This window comes from Streptomyces sp. V4I23 (assembly GCF_030817975.1).
Taxonomy (GTDB): domain Bacteria; phylum Actinomycetota; class Actinomycetes; order Streptomycetales; family Streptomycetaceae; genus Streptomyces.
In genome coordinates, this window is the sequence record NZ_JAUSZW010000004.1 from 2,477,273 (window position 1) to 2,495,737 (window position 18,465).

General features: G+C 70.5%; 16 protein-coding genes. 4 read left to right on the top strand and 12 right to left on the bottom strand.

The window, feature by feature from the left end; genetic code table 11:
- Positions 1-72 precede the first annotated feature (72 nt).
- The 3 genes from QFZ82_RS13255 to QFZ82_RS13265 all read right to left on the bottom strand — a co-directional run bounded on the left by QFZ82_RS13255 (position 73) and on the right by QFZ82_RS13265 (position 4,464).
- Positions 73-1,623, bottom strand: a complete 1,551-nt coding sequence (locus QFZ82_RS13255) for a M4 family metallopeptidase (RefSeq protein WP_307717707.1) — start codon at positions 1,621-1,623, stop codon at positions 73-75.
- A gap of 493 nt (positions 1,624-2,116) precedes the next feature.
- The gene (locus QFZ82_RS13260; RefSeq protein ID WP_307713366.1) at positions 2,117-3,172 is read right to left on the bottom strand and encodes a helix-turn-helix domain-containing protein; all 1,056 of its coding nucleotides are present in this window, start codon (positions 3,170-3,172) and stop codon (positions 2,117-2,119) included.
- A 266-nt stretch (positions 3,173-3,438) separates the two neighbouring features.
- Positions 3,439-4,464 carry an ATP-dependent 6-phosphofructokinase gene (locus tag QFZ82_RS13265; RefSeq protein WP_307713367.1) on the bottom strand — a complete coding sequence of 342 codons (1,026 nt, stop codon included), beginning with the start codon at positions 4,462-4,464 and terminating at the stop codon, positions 3,439-3,441.
- 259 nt (positions 4,465-4,723) lie between these two features.
- On the opposite strand from QFZ82_RS13265, the gene pta reads away from it, so the two are divergent.
- From pta to pyk, 3 genes are all read left to right on the top strand, one after another.
- Entirely contained in the window at positions 4,724-6,817 is a 2,094-nt protein-coding gene (gene pta, locus QFZ82_RS13270; protein WP_307713368.1) for a phosphate acetyltransferase, read from the top strand.
- Positions 6,814-8,034 carry an acetate kinase gene (locus QFZ82_RS13275; RefSeq protein ID WP_307713369.1) on the top strand — a complete coding sequence of 407 codons (1,221 nt, stop codon included), beginning with the start codon at positions 6,814-6,816 and terminating at the stop codon, positions 8,032-8,034. The genes pta and QFZ82_RS13275 overlap by 4 nt, the downstream gene beginning before the upstream one ends.
- A 74-nt stretch (positions 8,035-8,108) precedes the next feature.
- Complete coding sequence (gene pyk, locus QFZ82_RS13280) at positions 8,109-9,539, top strand: pyruvate kinase (protein ID WP_307713370.1); 1,431 nt, start codon at positions 8,109-8,111, stop codon at positions 9,537-9,539.
- A 90-nt stretch (positions 9,540-9,629) separates the two neighbouring features.
- Here the strand turns inward: pyk and QFZ82_RS13285 are convergent, their stop codons facing one another.
- The 4 genes from QFZ82_RS13285 to QFZ82_RS13300 all read right to left on the bottom strand — a co-directional run bounded on the left by QFZ82_RS13285 (position 9,630) and on the right by QFZ82_RS13300 (position 13,832).
- Entirely contained in the window at positions 9,630-10,910 is a 1,281-nt protein-coding gene (locus QFZ82_RS13285) for a hypothetical protein (RefSeq protein ID WP_307713371.1), read from the bottom strand.
- A 1-nt stretch (position 10,911) separates the two neighbouring features.
- The gene (locus QFZ82_RS13290) at positions 10,912-11,460 is read right to left on the bottom strand and encodes a DUF6114 domain-containing protein (RefSeq protein WP_307713372.1); all 549 of its coding nucleotides are present in this window, start codon (positions 11,458-11,460) and stop codon (positions 10,912-10,914) included.
- Between the two features lie 97 nt (positions 11,461-11,557).
- Positions 11,558-12,214: a DUF6230 family protein gene (locus tag QFZ82_RS13295; RefSeq protein WP_307713373.1), complete on the bottom strand. Its 657-nt coding sequence runs from the start codon at positions 12,212-12,214 to the stop codon at positions 11,558-11,560.
- Between the two features lie 649 nt (positions 12,215-12,863).
- Positions 12,864-13,832 carry a tetratricopeptide repeat protein gene (locus tag QFZ82_RS13300; protein ID WP_307713374.1) on the bottom strand — a complete coding sequence of 323 codons (969 nt, stop codon included), beginning with the start codon at positions 13,830-13,832 and terminating at the stop codon, positions 12,864-12,866.
- Positions 13,833-14,049: 217 nt separating this feature from the next.
- On the opposite strand from QFZ82_RS13300, the gene QFZ82_RS13305 reads away from it, so the two are divergent.
- A complete protein-coding gene (locus tag QFZ82_RS13305) occupies positions 14,050-14,697 on the top strand; it encodes a TetR/AcrR family transcriptional regulator (protein WP_373429414.1) in 648 nt (215 codons plus the stop codon).
- Between the two features lie 195 nt (positions 14,698-14,892).
- Here the strand turns inward: QFZ82_RS13305 and QFZ82_RS13310 are convergent, their stop codons facing one another.
- The 5 genes from QFZ82_RS13310 to QFZ82_RS13330 all read right to left on the bottom strand — a co-directional run bounded on the left by QFZ82_RS13310 (position 14,893) and on the right by QFZ82_RS13330 (position 18,393).
- Positions 14,893-16,593 carry a methylmalonyl-CoA mutase gene (locus QFZ82_RS13310; protein WP_307713376.1) on the bottom strand — a complete coding sequence of 567 codons (1,701 nt, stop codon included), beginning with the start codon at positions 16,591-16,593 and terminating at the stop codon, positions 14,893-14,895.
- 78 nt (positions 16,594-16,671) lie between these two features.
- A complete protein-coding gene (locus QFZ82_RS13315; protein ID WP_307713377.1) occupies positions 16,672-17,001 on the bottom strand; it encodes a DUF3817 domain-containing protein in 330 nt (109 codons plus the stop codon).
- A gap of 53 nt (positions 17,002-17,054) precedes the next feature.
- On the bottom strand, positions 17,055-17,564 hold the full coding sequence (locus QFZ82_RS13320; RefSeq protein WP_177147632.1) for a MarR family winged helix-turn-helix transcriptional regulator: 510 nt from the start codon (positions 17,562-17,564) through the stop codon (positions 17,055-17,057).
- Positions 17,565-17,758: 194 nt separating this feature from the next.
- Positions 17,759-18,052 (bottom strand): MTH1187 family thiamine-binding protein, encoded by a 294-nt coding sequence (locus QFZ82_RS13325; protein WP_307713378.1) that lies wholly within the window; start codon positions 18,050-18,052, stop codon positions 17,759-17,761.
- Complete coding sequence (locus tag QFZ82_RS13330; protein ID WP_307713379.1) at positions 18,049-18,393, bottom strand: DUF3817 domain-containing protein; 345 nt, start codon at positions 18,391-18,393, stop codon at positions 18,049-18,051. The genes QFZ82_RS13325 and QFZ82_RS13330 overlap by 4 nt, the downstream gene beginning before the upstream one ends.
- Positions 18,394-18,465 lie beyond the last annotated feature (72 nt).

Below are 18,465 nucleotides of genomic sequence, written 5' to 3' on the forward strand. Positions count from 1 at the left end.
CCGCACCGCCGGTGGAGCGGCGGTACGGCACGGCCCGGGGCGACGGTGTCGCCCCGCTCGATCAGCGGGTGGTCACTTGACGTTGACCGCGGCCCAGGCTGCGTTCACTGCCTGGTACTCGGCGCTGCTCGCGCCGTACAGGTCGGTCGCGGCCGACAGGGTGGCGGTGCGGGCGCCCGCGTAGTCCGTCGTGGAGGTCATGTACGCGGTGAGCGCCTTGTACCAGATCCGCTCGGCCTTGTCGCGGCCGATGCCGCTGACGGCCTTGCCGTCGTAGGTCGGGCTGTCGTAGCTCACGCCGTTGATCGTCTTGGCGCCGCTGCCCTCGGACAGCAGGTAGAAGAAGTGGTTGGCGGGGCCGGACGAGTAGTGGACGTCGATCCGGTTGATGCCCCGGTACCAGTAGTCCTTGGAGTTGCCGTCCTTGCTGGGCTTGTCCATGTAGCGCAGCGGGGTGCCGTTGCCGCGGATGTCGATCTTCTCGCCGATGAGGTAGTCGCCCGCGTCGGCGGTGTTCGACGCGGCGAACTCGGCGGCGGCGCCGAAGATGTCGGAGGTGGCCTCGTTCAGGCCGCCCGACTCGCCGCGGTAGACGAGCCTGGCGGTGTTGGAGGTGACGCCGTGGGTCATCTCGTGGGCGGCGACGTCGAGGGAGGTCAGCGGCTTGGTGTTGTTCGCGCCGTCGCCGTAGGTCATGCAGAAGCAGGAGTCCGACCAGAAGGCGTTGACATACGCGTTGCCGTAGTGGACGCGGGAGTACGCGGCGACCCCGTCGTTCCTGATGCCGCTGCGGCCGTGCACGTTCTTGTAGTAGTCCCAGGTGACCGCGGCGCCGTAGTGCGCGTCGACCGCGGCGTTCTGCCGGCCGCCGCCCCAGACGTCGTCGGCGTCGTTGAACAGGGTGCCGGTGCCCGAGGTGCCGCCGTTGAGGTCGAAGGTGCGGTGGCCGCCGCGCTGGCCGTCCTTCAGGTCGAAGGTGCTGCCGTTGGGCGTGGTGGTCAGCGGGACGGTGCCGTTGTAGTCGCCGGTACCGGTGCCGGTGTGGACCGTCTCGTAGGAGAACAGCTCGGCTCCGCTGGTCGCGTCGGTCACGACGTGCCGCTCGCTCGGCGTGCCGTCGTGCTGCACGCCGGTGACGACGGTCTCCCAGGCCAGTACGGGCTTGCCGGACGCCGCCCAGACGACCTTGCGCGACGCGCCCTCGGCGGCGACCTCGTCGGTGTCCCCGGCCGCGGCGGCCTTCAGCGCGGACTTCTCCGCGGCCGACGCGGAGACCTTCGCGTCCGTGCCGGGCACGGATATGCGGGCTGTGGTCGCCTTGGTGACCGAGCGCTTGCCGTTCTTCTTCTCGTGGACGACGAGGTCGCCGCCGAGGACCGGCAGTCCGGCGTACGTGCGCTCGTACCGCGTGTGCACAGTGCCGTCGGCGTCCTCGACGACATCCCGGACGACAAGCTTCTCCTTGTCACCGAGACCGAGGGCATGCGCCTCGGCGCCGGCCCCGGCCTGCGCCGCCTTGAGGGCGAAGACGCGGTCGGCGGGCGCCTGGGCGGTGGCCGTCGCGTCGTCGGCCCGGTCCGCCTGGGCGGTCGCCGAACCGGTCTGCATACCGACGACGACCATCGCGGCCGACGCCACGAGAACCGCGGCTCGGGTGGTCGCCCTGCGGGTGGTGCTGCGTGTCACTCAGGTCTCCTCGGCAAGGAGCCGCGCGGGGTCCGCGGCCCGGTGGGGGGTGAGCGGCGGGGGTGGCGCCGCTCTGATGGGGTGTCAGGAGCTGGCGGGCAGACCGGTACCGCGGCCCGGAGCACGACGTGGGGAGGAAGTGCGCGATGGGGGCGCGGTGTTCGGCCTGCCTGGTGGAACCCGGCCGAGACTGCCAGCAACCGGCGGTCGAATGACAGTGGTCAGACAAATGAACGGCTGTCGTATACCCGACATGCCGAATCGCGTCAGCGGCGATTTCCGTTTTGCCCGCCCGAGGTGCCCGCCGACGGGCTGCTCAAGCCCGTTCTGGGTGAATTGACGGCGACAGCGGGAAGGCGCGGTTCACCCGGAACGTGCGTCAGGCGGAACACGCGGCACGCGGAACGTGCGCGCGCCGGTGGGCGGCCTCTCACCCCGTCGTCGTCGAGGACCTGCGGTCGAAGGCGAAGAGCTGGCCCTTCGCGTCAGCGGCACAGGCGAGCTGCCGCAGCGGCGCCCCCGCCCGCTTCGTGCCCTCCTCCACGCCGACGCACAGGTCGCTGTGGAGCGGCCGCAGCCGGTATCCGCGGACGGGGCTGCCGACCGGCTCCAGACGGAACGCCTCGGCCGGGCCGCGCTTGCCGCACTCCTGGTCCTCGACGGGGGCGCCGTCCCACACCGACTTGTCCTGCACGCCCGTGCAGCCTTCACCGAACTCCTGGTGGAACGTCACCAGCCGCCAGCCGCCCTCGATCCGCTTGAGCGAGAAGCGCGGGACCGAGTCCGGTGCGCAGGCGCGCTGGTACAACTGGCCGTTCTGGCCACCGTCCTCGGCGAGGCAGAGACCCGAGTGCACGGCTCGGATCGTCACGGCCCCGGGAGCGGGCGCGGGCCCAGGCCCGGACGCGGCGGCGACGGGCCGGCCGTTCCCCCGCCCCTGACCGCGTCCCTCCTCGTCGCCGTCGCCGTCACCGGGAAGCACGACGGCCGCGGCCACCGCCGCTGCCGCGACCAGGAACCCGGCGACGGGCAGCAGGAGCCGTGCCCGGCGGCGCGGCCGGGGCGCGGAGGGGCCGGATGCCGACTCGGGCGCGGCGGGTGCGCTGTCGGGTGCCTGGGCGGCCCCGCCCACGGCCTCGCGGCCCGCCGCGTCGGAGGCGGGCGGGGCGGCGTCCGTTGTCTCCGAGGCCTGCCGCTCCCCGCGGGCCAGCTCCTTGCGCACCCGCAGCCAGGTGTCCACGTCGCCCGGGCCGCACCCGCACGCCCGCACGAAGGCGGCGACCAGCTCCTCGCGCGGCACCGTGGCGCGGCCGAGCATGTTGGCGAGTGTGGAGCGCGGCAGTACGTCGCCCACCGCGTCGGCGCGGGACGTCAGTTCGCGATACGTCAGCCCCGACCAGTCCTTCAGCGCCTGCAGAGCGGCCACGAACTCGGCCGCGTCGGTGGCCCGTTCCGGATCCGGAGCACCGCTCCTGGTCCCCGCCATCCGCTCTCCTTCTGCCGACTCACCAGCTGGGACAGGGTGGGACATGTCCCGGACAGGAAACAGCCTTGCGACGAGGGCCGCGGAACTCAAGAGTGATCTGCGCCAACCGGATTCCGCGCCGACCGCGCGGGCCACCCGGGGCGTACGGGGGAAGCACGGGGGATCACGGGGGAAACGGGGGAATCACGGGGGAAGCACGAGCGGCCCCGAGCGTCCGCGGAAGGACGTTCGGGGCCGCTCGTCGGAGAACAGCGGGGGCGGACCGCTCAGAAGACGGACTCCGCCTCGAACACCCGGTCCTCCGGCACGGTCTTCAGCCGCGTGACCGCGTCGGCCAGCGGCACCATCACCACGTCCGTGCCGCGCAGCGCCGTCATCTTGCCGAAGTCGCCACGGTGCGCCGCCTCCACCGCGTGCCAGCCGAAGCGGGTGGCGAGGACCCGGTCGTACGCGGTCGGTGTGCCGCCGCGCTGCACATGGCCCAGGATGACCGGCTTGGCCTCCTTGCCCAGGCGCCGCTCCAGCTCCGCGGCCAGCCGGTTGCCGATGCCCTGGAAGCGCTCATGACCGAACTGGTCGATCTCGCCCTTGGCGTACTCCATCGACCCCTCGGCGGGATGCGCGCCCTCGGCGACGCAGACGACCGCGAACTTCTTGCCGCGCGCGAAGCGCTCCTCCACCATCTTCACCAGGTCGTCGACCTCGAAGGGCCGCTCGGGCAGGCAGATGCCGTGCGCACCGCCCGCCATGCCCGACTCCAGGGCGATCCAGCCCGCGTGCCGGCCCATGACCTCGACGACCATCACGCGCTGGTGCGACTCGGCCGTCGTCTTGAGGCGGTCGATGGCCTCGGTGGCGACCATGACGGCGGTGTCGAAGCCGAAGGTGCGGTCGGTGGACGAGATGTCGTTGTCGATCGTCTTGGGGACGCCCACGACGGGCATCCCGGCATCCGACAGCAGGCGGGACGCGGTGAGCGTGCCCTCGCCGCCGATGGGGATGAGCGCGTCGATGCCGTACTGCTTCGCCAAGTCGGCCGCGTTCTCGGCGGCTTCGCGCAGGCGGCCGCGTTCCAGGCGGGTGGAGCCGAGGATGGTGCCGCCGCGGGCGAGGATGCCGCCCACCGCATTGAGATCGAGGGGGCGGTAGTGGCCGTCGAGCAGACCACGGAAGCCGTCCTCGAAGCCGATGACCTCGTCGCCGTGGCCGGTCAGGGCGCGGTGCACGACCGACCGGATCACTGCGTTCAGGCCAGGACAGTCGCCGCCTGCGGTGAGAACTCCGATACGCATCGTGCCGTGTCTCCTGCTCGTCGTGGTACGTGTGAGCCCGGTCCGATTGTCCCACGGTGCCCGAACCGCCCGCGCGCTCCCAGCCGCCCCCGGAGGCCGGGCCGTACGGTGCCCGACGGGCGCTCTATCCATCCTCAGGGGTATTGTCAAGAGGGCAATGCCGCCCCGGGCGGTTTTTCTGCACGCCCGCATCCGGTCGGCCGCCCGCGGCACGGCCGGAACGACGTACCGGAACGACGCTATGGACGGGAGAGCACGCGTGACGCGCAGCGTGTACGTGACCGGGATCGACCGCGGAGACGGACGGCAGGTGGTCGAGCTGGGGGTCATGGAGCTCCTGACCCGCCAGGTGGACCGGGTCGGCGTCTTCCGCCCGCTCGTCCACGACGGCCCCGACCGGCTCTTCGAGCTGCTGCGGGCGCGCTACCGGCTCTCCCAGGACCCGGCGTCGGTGTACGGCATCGACTACCACGAGGCGGCGGCGCTGCAGGCCGAGAAGGGCACCGACGAGCTGGTCTCCGCCCTGGTCGAGCGCTTCCTGCGGGTGGCCAGGGACTACGAGGTGGTCCTGGTCCTCGGCACGGACTACGCGGGCACCCAGCTCCCGGACGAGCTGGCGCTCAACGCACGGCTGGCGAACGAGTTCGGCGCCTCGGTGATCGCCGTGGTCGGCGGCAAGGGCCAGACCCCGGAGTCCGTACGGGCGGAGACACGCAACGCCTACCGCGCCTACGAGGGCCTGGGCTGCAACGTCCTCGCCATGGTCGCGAACCGGGTCGTGCCCGGCGACCGCGCCGCGATAGCCGAGCGGCTCGCCGCGCGCCTCCCGGTCCCCTGCTACGTGCTGCCCGACGAGCCCGCGCTCGCCGCCCCCACGGTCTCCCAGATCACGCACGCCCTCGGCGGCACCGTGCTGCTCGGCGACGACGCCGGCCTCGCGCGCGACGCCCTGGACTTCGTCTTCGGCGGCGCGATGCTGCCGAACTTCCTCGGCGCCCTGACGCCCGGCTGCATGGTGGTCACGCCGGGCGACCGCGCCGACCTGGTGGTGGGCGCGCTCGCCGCCCACTCCGCGGGCACCCCGCCCATCGCCGGCGTGCTGCTGACCCTGAACGAGCGCCCGAGCGAGGAGATCCTCACCCTCGCCTCCCGCCTCGCCCCCGGCACGCCGGTGGTGTCGGTCGCGGGCAACAGCTTCCCGACGGCCGGCGAACTGTTCGCTCTCGAGGGCAAGTTGAGCGCCGCCACGCCCCGCAAGGCGGAGACCGCGCTGGGCCTGTTCGAGCGCCACGCGGACACGGCGGACCTGCTGGCCCGGCTCGCGGTCGCGCGCAGCGGCCGGGTGACGCCGATGATGTTCGAGCACGAGCTGCTGGAGCAGGCCCGTGCCGACCGCCGCCGCGTCGTACTGCCCGAGGGCACGGAGGAGCGGGTGCTGCGCGCCGCCGACGTGCTGATCCGCCGCGACGTGTGCGACCTGACGCTGCTCGGCGACACCGAGCAGATCCGCAAGAAGGCCGCCGACCTCGGCATCGACCTCGCGCCGGCCCAGCTGATCGACCCGCAGACCTCGGAGCTGCGCCAGACCTTCGCCGAGCAGTACGCGGCGCTGCGCGCCCACAAGGGCGTGACGGTGGAGCTGGCGTACGACGTGGTCGCGGACGTCAACTACTTCGGCACGCTCATGGTCGACGAGGGCCTCGCCGACGGCATGGTGTCGGGTTCGGTCCACTCCACCGCGGCGACGATCCGCCCGGCCTTCGAGATCATCAAGACCAAGCCCGAAGCGTCGATCGTCTCGTCCGTGTTCTTCATGTGCCTGGCCGACCGGGTGCTCGTGTACGGCGACTGCGCGGTCAACCCCGATCCGGACGCCGAGCAGCTCGCGGACATCGCGATCCAGTCGGCGGCGACGGCCGCCCGCTTCGGCGTGGAGCCGCGCATCGCGATGCTGTCGTACTCCACGGGCACGTCGGGCACGGGCGCGGACGTGGACAAGGTCCGCGAGGCGACCAAGCTGGTCCGGGAGTCCCGGCCCGACCTGCGGATCGAGGGCCCGATCCAGTACGACGCGGCGGTCGAGCCGTCCGTCGCGGCGACGAAGCTGCCCGACTCGGAGGTGGCGGGGCAGGCGACGGTCCTGATCTTCCCCGACCTGAACACGGGCAACAACACGTACAAGGCCGTCCAGCGCTCGGCCGGCGCCGTGGCGGTCGGCCCGGTGCTGCAGGGTCTGCGCAAGCCGGTCAACGACCTGTCACGCGGCGCGCTCGTCAGCGACATCGTCAACACGGTCGCGATCACCGCGATCCAGTCCCAGGACCCGTCGAAGGCTCAGGAGCTTCCCGCATGACCCGCACCGCGACCCGCGTTCTCGTCCTCAACTCCGGCTCGTCGTCGGTGAAGTACCAGCTGCTGGACATGCGCGACAGCACCCGGCTGGCGGTCGGCCTGGTCGAGCGGATCGGCGAGTCCACCTCGCGCCTGGTGCACACCCCCCTGGCCGGCGGCGAGAAGCGGGAGCGCACGGGCGCGATCGCCGACCACTCGGCCGCGCTGAAGGCGGTCGCCGACGAGCTGGCGCACGACGGCCTCGGCCTGGACTCCCCCGAGCTGGCGGCGATCGGCCACCGGGTGGTGCACGGCGGCCTGCGGTTCACCGAGCCGACCGTGATCACGGACGAGGTGATGGCGGAGATCGGGCGCCTGGTCCCGGTCGCCCCGCTGCACAACCCGGCGAACATCACCGGCATCCGTACCGCGCAGGCGCTGCGGCCCGACCTGCCGCAGGTCGCGGTGTTCGACACCGCGTTCCACACGACGATGCCCGAGCCGGCCGCCCGGTACGCCATCGACGTCGAGACGGCCGACGCCCACCGCATCCGCCGCTACGGCTTCCACGGCACCTCGCACGCGTACGTGTCGCGGGCGACGGCGGCGCTGCTGGGCAAGGACCCGTCCGAGGTGAACGTCATCGTGCTGCACCTCGGCAACGGCGCGTCCGCCTCCGCGGTGGCGGGCGGCCGCTGCGTGGACACCTCGATGGGGCTGACCCCCTTGGAAGGGCTCGTGATGGGTACGCGCTCCGGGGACATCGACCCGGCGGTGACGTTCCACCTCATGCGGGTGGCGGGAATGTCGGCCGACGAGATCGACGTCCTGCTCAACAAGAAGAGCGGCCTGGTGGGCCTTTGCGGGGACAACGACATGCGGGAGATCCGCCGCCGTGTCGACGCGGGCGACGAGCGGGCGAAGCTGGCGTTCGACATTTACGTCCACCGGCTGAAGAAGTACATAGGGGCGTACTACGCGGTACTCGGCCGGGTGGACGCGGTCGCTTTCACGGCCGGCGTCGGTGAGAACGCCGCGCCGGTGCGGGAGGCTGCGATCGCCGGCCTGGAGCAGCTGGGCCTCGCGGTGGACGCCGGGCTGAACGCCGTGCGCTCGGACGAGGCGCGGCTGATCTCGCCGCACGGCGCACGGGTCGCGGTGGCCGTGGTCCCGACCGACGAGGAGCTGGAGATCGCCCGACAGACCTTCGAACTGGTGCGGGAAAGGGTGAACGCCTGAGCGGCATGGCGCCCATTTGTACATTCCACCAGCCGGAATATTCCGCAGGGAAACAAACCGATAGGATCCGCCTTATGCGCCGTTCCAAAATCGTCTGCACACTGGGCCCCGCCGTCGACTCCTACGAGCAGCTGAAAGCGCTCATCGAGGCCGGCATGAACGTGGCCCGTTTCAACATGAGCCACGGGACCCACGCTGAGCACGAGGAGCGGTATCACCGCCTGCGTCAGGCGTGCGAGGAGACGGGGCACGCCGTCGGCGTGCTGGCCGACCTCCAGGGTCCCAAGATCCGCCTGGAAACCTTCGCCGAGGGACCGGTCGAGCTGGTCCGCGGCGACGAGTTCACCATCACCACCGAGGACGTCCCCGGCGACAAGTCGATCTGCGGTACCACGTACAAGGGCCTGCCCGGAGACGTCTCCAAGGGCGACCAGGTCCTGATCAACGACGGCAACGTCGAGCTGCGCGTCGTCGAGGTCGACGGGCAGCGGGTCAAGACGATCGTCGTCGAGGGCGGCGTGATCTCCGACCACAAGGGCATCAACCTGCCCGGCGCGGCGGTCAACGTCCCCGCCCTGTCCGAGAAGGACGTCGAGGACCTGCGCTTCGCGCTCCGCATGGGCTGCGACCTGGTGGCGCTCTCGTTCGTCCGCGACGCGAGCGACGTCAAGGACGTCCACAAGGTGATGGACGAGGAGGGCCGCCGGGTCCCGGTCATCGCCAAGGTGGAGAAGCCGCAGGCCGTCGCCAACATGCAGGACGTCGTGATGGCGTTCGACGGCGTGATGGTGGCGCGCGGCGACCTGGCCGTCGAGTACCCCCTCGAGCGGGTGCCGATGGTGCAGAAGCGGCTCATCGAGATGTGCCGCCGCAACGCCAAGCCGGTGATCGTGGCGACCCAGATGATGGAGTCGATGATCACCAACTCCCGTCCCACCCGGGCCGAGGCGTCCGACGTCGCCAACGCGATCCTGGACGGCGCGGACGCGGTCATGCTCTCCGCGGAGTCCTCGGTCGGCGCGTACCCGATCGAGACGGTCCGGACGATGTCGAAGATCGTCGTTGCCGCGGAGGAGGAGCTGATCTCCAAGGGCCTCCAGCCGCTGGTCCCGGGCAAGAAGCCGCGCACCCAGGGCGGTTCGGTGGCCCGCGCGGCCTGCGAGATCGCGGACTTCCTGGACGGCAAGGCGCTGGTGGCCTTCACCAAGTCCGGCGACACGGCCCGCCGTCTGTCCCGCTACCGCGCGTCCCAGCCGATCCTGGCCTTCACGACGGACGAGTCCACCCGCAACCAGCTGTCGCTGAGCTGGGGCGTGGAGTCCTTCCTGGCACCGTTCGTGGAGACGACGGACGCGATGGTGGACCTGGTGGACGCGGCACTGCTGAAGCTCCAGCGCTACAACGAGGGCGACACCATGATCATCACCGCGGGCTCCCCTCCGGGCGTCCCGGGCACGACGAACATGGTCCGGGTGCACCACCTGGGCGGTCAGTCGAAGTCCTGACACCACATGACTGCGGGCCGCACCCCCCGAAGGGGTGCGGCCCGCAGTTCTTTTCGCGGCTCCCGGTGGTTCCGGTCCTCTCGGGTCGCTCTACGAGCCCGTGAAGTAGTTGTGCAGTCCGGGAACCGTCAGCGTGCCGCCGAACTGGCCGGCCTGCGTGACCTTCACGTCGGTGAAGACGGCGAACGGGACATTCAGCGGCGGCGGTGTCTCCGGGCTGAACGTCACCGGGATGAGGCCGAAGAGGTTGCCCTTCAGCTCCTCGGTGTACATCGTGACCTCGCCGTCGCGGATCGTCGAGGTGGAGCCCTTGTCGGCCTCGACGTGCGCGATCGTGCCGTTCGGGCCTTGCACCAGCTGGTGCAGGTCCTTGATGTCAACGCCCGTCGCCGTGAACTTCAGGACCTTCTTGATCTTTCCGCTGCCCGTCTTGACCTCGACGATGCCGTGGTAGTCCAGGCCGTTCAGGGTGAGCCGGGTGCTCTCCAGGATCCACGGCTCGTCCGGGAGCAGCGGGCGGCCCGGTTCCAGTTCCGCGGCGGCGAGCGCCTCCGGGTCCGGGGTCGGGCACGGGAAGCGCGGCTTGGCGCCGTCCGGGATGTCCTCGTCCGCCTTCGGGTCGAGCCCCTTGACGTCCTCGTCCAGCTCCTCGACCGTCGCGCCCACCTTGTCGGCGGCGTCCTTGATCGCTTCCTTGGACGTGTCGACCGTGTCGTCCACCACGTCGCCCACGGCATCGGCGGGCTTCTCCGTCGGCGTCTCGGACGGCTTCTCGGACGGCGTCTCGGAGGGCTCGTCGGCCGGCTCGGTGCTCGCGCTCTCGCTCGGCGTCGGCGTCGGGCTGGTCTCCGGCTCCTTGTCGGGGCCGTCGAACAGGTCCTTGAGCGCGTCGCCCACGCCCAGCGGGTCCAGCGGGTTCCTGGTCTCGCTCGGAGCCGGCTCCGGTGACGCGGCCTCCGCGGTCTTGTCGGCCGTGTCCGCGGACGGGCTCTCGGACGGCTTCGGCTTCAGGACGTCCGTGAGGGACGTGTCGCTCGGCGTCGGCTCCGGCTTCGCGCTGTCGGAAGGCGACGGCGTCTCTGACGGCTTCGCCGACTCGGAGGGCGACGGGGACTCGGACTCCGCCGGCTCGTCCGAGCGGGTCACGCACGGACCGGGAGCGAACGGGATGTCCTTGTCGTCGGCGAGCGCCAGCTTGGGGGTGAGGCCAATGCCCACGAACACGGCGGTGGGCATCGCGGCCAGGGCTATGGCCTTGCTCGCGGGCAGCTGCATCCTGGTCAGCAGCGACTTCTTGGGGGCGGCGTGCCGCGGCCCTTTCCTCTCGCGCGAACCGTCGCCGCCCGCGCCCGCGGTCAGCGGTGGTGTCACGTCACCCGGCACTGTTCCTCCCGCCGTTGCCTTCGATGGTTGTCTCGTGGCGGTCCGCGCCGTAGCCGTCCCACTGCTCCGGTACGGCGAGGGTCTCCGGTTCACTCACCGAGGTCGGCGCTTCTTCGGCCAGGACATTCGTGGGCTTGCCCGGCACCCACGACAGTGAGAGTGCACCGCCGATGAGCGAGAACAGGAAGCCGATAACGAACCCGCCCAAATTGGCGATCGGGATCGAGATCAGCGCCAGGAGAATCGTGGCGACACCTGCGAATACCCGCACGATGTGGTGGAACCACATCGTCAGGCCGAGCGTGACGAGCAGTACGCCGATGATCAGAGAGCCGGCACCCGCCGTCGTTGCCATCGAGAGCGTCATGTGGCCGAGCTTGAGGCTCGCGTAAGGGAAGTAGGCGATCGGGAATCCGCCGAGAATGGTGAACAGACCTGCCCAAAACGGCCGTTGCCCCCGCCAGCTACGGAAGTTCCGCCGAATGACGCGGATGACGTGCTCGTCCCGCCCCTGTGACACTGCAGACTCGGCGCTCATGGAAAACAGCTCCCTGGTACTGGCGTTGCTGTGTGAAGAGAGTGGCGGGCGGGCGAAGCTGCCAGAGTTTCACCCGCCCGCCCGGACGGGATCACCGTCAGTAGCACTCGACCTTGGGCCCGTCGCCCTTGTGCAGGCGCATGCTCAGACCGCTCAGTTCGAAAGTGCCGGCAGTCGTCGCCCACGCCTTCTGCTTGACGCCCGTCAACTGGGCGCGTTCGGCCTGCTGGGCGAATCCGTTCTCAAGGATCGACTTGTCCTTGATCGCGGGGCCCTTGCCCACGCCGGGGTTGTCCGTGTCCTTGGCCGCGACACCGATGTCGATGTTCGTGAACTTGGCATTCGCGTCCAGTTCGGACACGTCCAGGTAGAGGTTCTCTGCCCGGACCGGTTCCTTGCCCTCGCCAGCCTTCAGCCTGAGCGTGACCTTGCCGACGAACGGCACGTCGGTGACGACCGACTGGCACATGTCCTCGATCGTGGCGTTCTTGAAGGTCGAGATCGCGACGGGACGCGCGACCTTCTCGTCACCCTTGAGGTCCTTGTACCCCATGTCGACGCCGCCGTACTGGGCGAACCCAGTGCCGTCGAGGTATCCGGCCTTGACCTTGAACTCCTGGCCGGACACAGCGAACGACGCGGCGAGCGCGCCCTGTGCCAGGCCGATGCCTATCGCGGCCGTCGCGGCCACACTCGGCACCATGACCAGGGCGAACCGCTTCCATCTGGTTCCGCCACGAGCCACAGACTCCATGACTTTCCTCCTTCTCGGACGTACATCTCCGGTCCGGGCCCTCGGGCCCGTCCTGGGATGGGAGAAGTGCTACGTCCTCGGGAAGGAGAGCGCCTGTACTTTCAGGCGCTGCTGCGTCCGAAACACCGGCGATCACCCCCGAGCGACAACCACTGGCCGCACTCTCGCGCAACCGGTCGGACAGGCCCTGCCGGTCAGCAGGAACCCCCCTGTCCGCGGCCGGCGCCACTGCCGCCGACCGGCCCGGTGGGGACCCAACGGACCGCGGCACGGCTGGAAGCCGGGCGGGTGCGGTATTGGACCGAGCGTCGCCGATCGTGGTCCATTCCAAGCGCGGATACAAGGGGGTTCGTTACTCACTAGTAACGGCCTGATAACCACGTCACGACCGCGCGGCGTCGACCGAGCACACAGGGTGCCACCCGGCGAGGGAGCAGAGGGGAGATTGCCGTCAATAAACGGACAGAACCAGCGGGCTGTTGTACTCGGAGTAACAGCCGTTCCCATTGCCAAGTTTTGGTAAAGCGCGGCTGCGTTTTGTCACTGTGTCGCCAAATCGGCGGTGGTGCCGCGCCCGGCACCACCGCCGCAAAACCCTTCAGACAGGGCGCATTCGGGCGCCGTTGTCAGAAGGTCTGTCAACGTGCGGTCAGAAGAGCACCCGTGCCAGCGCCTGACGCGACGCCGTCACCCGCGGGTCCTCGGGACCGACCACCTCGAAGAGTTCGAGCAGCCGCACCCGCGCCGCGTCGCGGTCCGCACCGGCCGTGCGCCGCACGGCCTCCACGAGCCGGCCGAAGGCGTCCTCCACGTGACCGCCGACCAGGTCGAGGTCGGCCGCGGCGATCTGGGCCTGCACGTCGCCCGGGTTGTCGGCGGCGTCCCGGCGGACCTTCTGCGGGTCCATGTCCCGTACGCGGCCGAGCAGTTCGGCCTGGGCGAGGCCCAGCTTGGCCTCGCTGTTGGCCGGGTCGTCCGCCAGCACGTTCTTGTACGCCTGGATCGCGCCGCCGAAGTCGCCGGCGTCGAGCGCGTCCATGGCCGCGCTCAACAGCGCGTCGTACGGGCCCGCCGGAACGGGGGCCTCGGCCGCCTCACCCGACGCGTCCGGGTCCACGGTGATGCCGGTGAGCCCGAAGCGCTCCTCGGCCACCTGGATCAGCTGGTCCAGCGTCTGGCGGATCTGCGCCTCGGGGGCCGCGCCCTGGAAGAGGGGCAGCGCCTGGCCCGCCACCACGGCGAAGACCGCCGGGATGCCCTGGACACCGAACTGCTGCATCAGCATCTGGTTGGCGTCGACGTCGATCTTGGCGAGAACGAACCGGCCGTTGTACTCCTTCGCGAGGCGGTCCAGGAGCGGGCTGAGCTGCTTGCACGGCTCACACCACTCGGCCCAGAAGTCGATGACGACCGGGACCTCGGTGGAACGCTGCAGGACGTCGCGCTCGAAGCGCGCCTCGTCGGTGTCGATCACCAGCGCGGCGGGCGACACGGCACCGCCGCCACCCTGCCGGGCGGACTCCGCGCGGGCCTGCTCCGCCTTCGCCTTGGCCTCTCCGGCCGCCTTCACCGCGGCGAGGTCGACGACGCCGCTCATGGACATGTTCCTAGGCTGCATGGCTACATCCTCCCCCTTCCGCGCGCACATGTGAAAAACCGGCCCTACGATCAGCCGGAACGGCACCGGGTCCCCACCTCGGCGCCTGTGGTCGTCGCTCCGGGCCCGGCCGCTGGGACCAGGCTTTCGCTACGGGTCGTAGCGTATCTGCATCCTGTTCGACGCGTGTGAGATTTCCCCGGTGAACTGCCTCACAGCAATCTGCTTACCGGCCGGTATGGTCTCGGGCATGCCCAGCACCGCCCACCCCGAACCCGTGCGTAAGGGTCGTACGGGACGGCCCCGCAGCGCCGAGACCGACGCCGCGATCCTGGCCGCGACCCGTGCCGCGCTCGTCCAGCTCGGCTGGTCGAGGCTGACGATGGGGGATGTGGCCTCCCGGGCCAAAGTCGCCAAGACCACGCTCTACCGCCGCTGGACCAACAAGAACGAGCTCGTGGTCGACGCCGTCGCCGTGCTCTTCGACGAACTCGAACTCCCCGACCGGGGCAGCCTCGCCGCCGATGTGGAGGGTGTGGTCCTCCAGTTCGGGAACCTGCTCGCCCAGCCGGAGACCAAGACCGCGCTCATGGGCGTCGTCGCGGAGTCCACGTGCGACGACGCGCTGCGCGGCCGGATCCGCGAGGCGATCGTCGAGCGGCAGAAGCGGCTGGTGGTGGAGGGCCGAGAACGCGCACAGGCCCGCGGCGAGCTTCCGTACGACGACGACCCCGAGGCGGAGGCCCGCGCCACGGACCTGATCTTCGACGTGGTGGCGGGCGCCGTGGTCCACCGGGCGCTGGTGAGCGCGGAGCCGGTGGACGAGGAGTGGGCGCGCCGGTTCACCTCCCTGCTGGTCTCCGGCCTCGGCGCGCTCTCGGCCTGACGGCCGCGTGACCGGATGCCCGGGCCTCCCGGCTGCCCCGCCGGCCGGGGGCACCTCCGGCCCCGCTGGTCCGAGGACCGGGTGACCCGCGACCGGGCCGGCCCGAGGTCAGGTGACCGTTGACCCACCCGCCCGAGGCCGGGCGGCCGGAGCCGGTACCCGGCCCCGGCCGGTGCATGCGGCGGGAGCCGGCCGTCAGAAGCCCGGCGGCTCCGTGTAGACGCCCCACTCGTCGCGCAGCACCCCGCAGATCTCGCCGAGAGTCGCCTCCGCGCGGACGGCGTCGAGCATCGGGCCGATCATGTTGGAGCCGTCGCGCGCGGCGACGAGCATCGCGTCCAGCGCGGCCCGCACCGCCGCGTCGTCGCGCCGGCCCTTGCGCTCGCCGAGCACGCGGACCTGCTCCCACTCGACCTCGTGGCTCACCCGGAGGATCTCCAGGTCGCCCGTGACCGAGCCGGTGGCGGTGTTGACGCCGACGACCTTCTTCTCGCCCTTCTCCAGCGCCTGCTGGTAGCGGAAGGCGGACTCGGCGATCTCGCCGGTGAACCAGCCGTCCTCGATCCCGCGCAGGATGCCGGACGTCATCGGGCCGATGGGGTGCTTGCCGTCCGGGTGGGCGCGCAGTCCGCGCTCCCTGATCTGCTCGAAGATCTTCTCGGCGTCGGCCTCGATCCGGTCGGTGAGCTGCTCGACGTACCACGAACCGCCCAGCGGGTCCGCGACATTGGCGACGCCGGTCTCCTCCATGAGCACCTGCTGGGTGCGCAGCGCGATCTCGGCGGCCTGCTCGGAGGGCAGCGCGAGGGTCTCGTCGAGGGCGTTGGTGTGCAGCGAGTTGGTGCCGCCGAGGACGGCGGACAGGGCCTCGACGGCGGTGCGCACCACGTTGTTGTACGGCTGCTGGGCGGTGAGCGAGACGCCGGCGGTCTGGGTGTGGAACCGCAGCCACTGCGCCTTGTCCGTCTTCGCTCCGTACACCTCCTTCATCCAGCGGGCCCAGATCCGGCGCGCGGCACGGAACTTGGCGATCTCCTCGAAGAAGTCGAGGTGCGCGTCGAAGAAGAAGGACAGGCCGGGCGCGAAGGTGTCCACGTCCAGACCGCGGGACAGCCCGAGCTCGACGTAGCCGAAGCCGTCGGCGAGGGTGTACGCGAGCTCCTGGGCGGCCGTCGCGCCGGCCTCGCGGATGTGGTAGCCGGAGACGGACAGCGGCTTGTAGGCGGGGATGCCCTGCGCGCAGTGCTCCATCAGGTCGCCGATCAGGCGCAGATGGGGCTCGGGCTGGAACAGCCACTCCTTCTGCGCGATGTACTCCTTGAAGATGTCCGTCTGCAGGGTGCCGTTGAGCACGGCCGGGTCGACGCCCTGGCGTTCGGCGGCGACCAGGTACATGCAGAAGACCGGGACGGCCGGGCCGGAGATCGTCATCGACGTCGTCACGTCGCCGAGGGGGATGTCCTTGAACAGGACCTCCATGTCGGAGGCCGAGTCGATGGCCACACCGCAGTGGCCGACCTCGCCGAGCGAGCGCGGGTCGTCGGAGTCGCGGCCCATCAGCGTCGGCATGTCGAAGGCGACGGAGAGCCCGCCGCCGCCGGCGGCCAGGATCATCTTGTAGCGCTCGTTGGTCTGCTCGGCGTTCCCGAAGCCGGCGAACTGGCGGATGGTCCAGGTGCGGCCCCGGTAGCCGGTGGGGTGCAGCCCGCGGGTGAAGGGGTACTCACCGGGCCAGCCGATGCGCTCGAATCCTTCGTAGGTGTCCCCGGGCCGTGGCCCGTAGACCGGCTCGACCGGGTCCCCGGAGAGCGTGGTGAAGTCGGCGTCCCGCTTGCGGGCCTTGTCGTAACGGGCCTGCCAGCGTCGGCGGCCTTCCTCGATCGCGTCAGCGTCCATGCTTCAAATTTACTAGGACGTCCTAGTAAATGTCGACGCCTGACGGCCGCGAGCCCTGCTCGCGGCCGTCACCAGGTATTACGCCTCGGCCTCGACCGGGGTCGCGCCGTCCGTGACCAGGGCGCGGGCCTCGCGGGTCACCTTCGGCTCGACGAAGAAGGAGGCGAACGGGATGCAGCCGGCGGCCAGCACCCACAGCAGCTTGCCGAACGGCCACTTCGCCTTGGAGCCGAGGTCGAAGGCGAAGATCACGTAGATGATGAACAGCACACCGTGGATCTGCGAGATCAGCATGGTGTCGCCGGTGTGGAACCCGTACTTCAGGACGATGGCGCCGGTGAACACGAGCAGCCACACGGCGGTGATGTAGGCCATCACCCGGTAGCGGGTCAGCACATTCGCTTTCATGGCATCGAGCGTAACGGGGCGCAAGGGGCGATCTTCGCCCGGGTTGCCCGGGGCTACTTCTCCTCGAAGTCGTGCGCCGCCACCCGCAGCGGACGCAGCATCGCGAAGATCTCGGCGCACTCCTCGTCGTCGTACACGCCGAGCCCGAAGTCCATCGCCATCAGCTCGCGGGTGGCCGCCTCGACGACCTCGCGGCCCTTGTCGGTGATGGAGGCGAGCGTGCCGCGTCCGTCGTTGGGGTTGGGACGCTTGTCGACCAGACCGGACCGCACCAGGCGGTCGACGGTGTTCGTCACGGACGTCGGGTGCACCATCAGACGCTCGCCGATCTTGGACATGGGCAGCTCGCCGGCCTTGGAGAAGGTCAGCAGCACCAGCGCCTCGTAACGGGCGAAGGTCAGTCCGTACGGCTTGACCACGGCGTCGACCTCGGCGAGCAGGATCTGGTGCGCGCGCATGATGGAGGTGATCGCCGCCATCGACGGCACGGGGCCCCATCGCTGCTGCCAGAGTTCGTCGGCGCGGGCGATCGGGTCGAAGGGGAGGCTGAGCGGCTTCGGCACGGCAGAGACCTTACCGACTGGTCATATCGTGGTCAGCCCTGTCTCGCCCTTCGGTCCCAGTTGCCGGTGCGGTTGCCGCTCCGGCGGCGGTCCGGCCGGATTCCCGGCCCGTCCGGCGCAGCTCCCGTACCAGGACGAGCGAGCACGAGGACCCCCCGGCCGCACCGGCCGGGGGTTCGCAGGGCGAGCGGGGTTCAGCCCCTCAGATGCCGCTCGACGGTGTCGACCTTGGAGGTGAGGCCGTCGGTGACGCCGGGACGGATGTCGGCCTTCAGGACGACCGAGACGCGGGGAGCGCGGGCCTCGACCGCGGCGACGGCGCGCCTGACCACGTCCATCACCTCGTCCCACTCGCCTTCGATCGAGGTGAACATCGCGTCCGTACGGTTGGGCAGTCCGGACTCGCGCACCACGCGGACGGCGTCGGCGACGTACTCGCCGACGTCCTCACCGACGCCCAGGGGCGTGACGGAGAAGGCGACGATCATGCCTTGACCGTGCCTTCCCGGCGGGCGCGGGAGGCGATGACGGCGGCCTCGGCCTCGCGCTTGAGCTTGCGCTCGGCGAAGAAGCCGCCGAACGGCAGGACGGAGAGCACGAAGTAGAGCGCCGCCGTCTTCAGGTTCCACTTGGTGCGGTTCCAGGCGTCCAGCCAGAACAGGACGTAGAGGATGAAGAGCACACCGTGGATCGCACCCATGACCGGGACCGCGTTGAACTCCGTCGTCCGCTTGAGCACCGAGCAGACGAGCAGCAGCAGGAACGACACGGCCTCCGGCGCGGAGACCAGGCGGAGGCGGTGGAGGGAGGAGGCGGTCTTGATGTCCACGGAAGGCACCTTCGACGTCGGGCGGGCATGACGGGCGGGCGATCTTGTGAACGAATGCACAAGCGCCGCCCC

Excerpts from the sequence above, each read along its gene's own strand:
- QFZ82_RS13310 (WP_307713376.1), bottom strand. The coding sequence starts at position 16,593 with ATGGACGCTGACGCGATCGAGGAAGGCCGCCGACGCTGGCAGGCCCGT.
- QFZ82_RS13315 (WP_307713377.1), bottom strand. The coding sequence starts at position 17,001 with ATGAAAGCGAATGTGCTGACCCGCTACCGGGTGATGGCCTACATCACC.
- QFZ82_RS13290 (WP_307713372.1), bottom strand. The coding sequence starts at position 11,460 with ATGAGCGCCGAGTCTGCAGTGTCACAGGGGCGGGACGAGCACGTCATC.
- pyk (WP_307713370.1), top strand. The coding sequence starts at position 8,109 with ATGCGCCGTTCCAAAATCGTCTGCACACTGGGCCCCGCCGTCGACTCC.
- QFZ82_RS13260 (WP_307713366.1), bottom strand. The coding sequence starts at position 3,172 with ATGGCGGGGACCAGGAGCGGTGCTCCGGATCCGGAACGGGCCACCGAC.
- QFZ82_RS13305 (WP_373429414.1), top strand. The coding sequence starts at position 14,050 with ATGGTCTCGGGCATGCCCAGCACCGCCCACCCCGAACCCGTGCGTAAG.
- QFZ82_RS13255 (WP_307717707.1), bottom strand. The coding sequence starts at position 1,623 with ATGGTCGTCGTCGGTATGCAGACCGGTTCGGCGACCGCCCAGGCGGAC.
- QFZ82_RS13265 (WP_307713367.1), bottom strand. The coding sequence starts at position 4,464 with ATGCGTATCGGAGTTCTCACCGCAGGCGGCGACTGTCCTGGCCTGAAC.
- QFZ82_RS13275 (WP_307713369.1), top strand. The coding sequence starts at position 6,814 with ATGACCCGCACCGCGACCCGCGTTCTCGTCCTCAACTCCGGCTCGTCG.
- QFZ82_RS13325 (WP_307713378.1), bottom strand. The coding sequence starts at position 18,052 with ATGATCGTCGCCTTCTCCGTCACGCCCCTGGGCGTCGGTGAGGACGTC.
- QFZ82_RS13295 (WP_307713373.1), bottom strand. The coding sequence starts at position 12,214 with ATGGAGTCTGTGGCTCGTGGCGGAACCAGATGGAAGCGGTTCGCCCTG.
- QFZ82_RS13300 (WP_307713374.1), bottom strand. The coding sequence starts at position 13,832 with ATGCAGCCTAGGAACATGTCCATGAGCGGCGTCGTCGACCTCGCCGCG.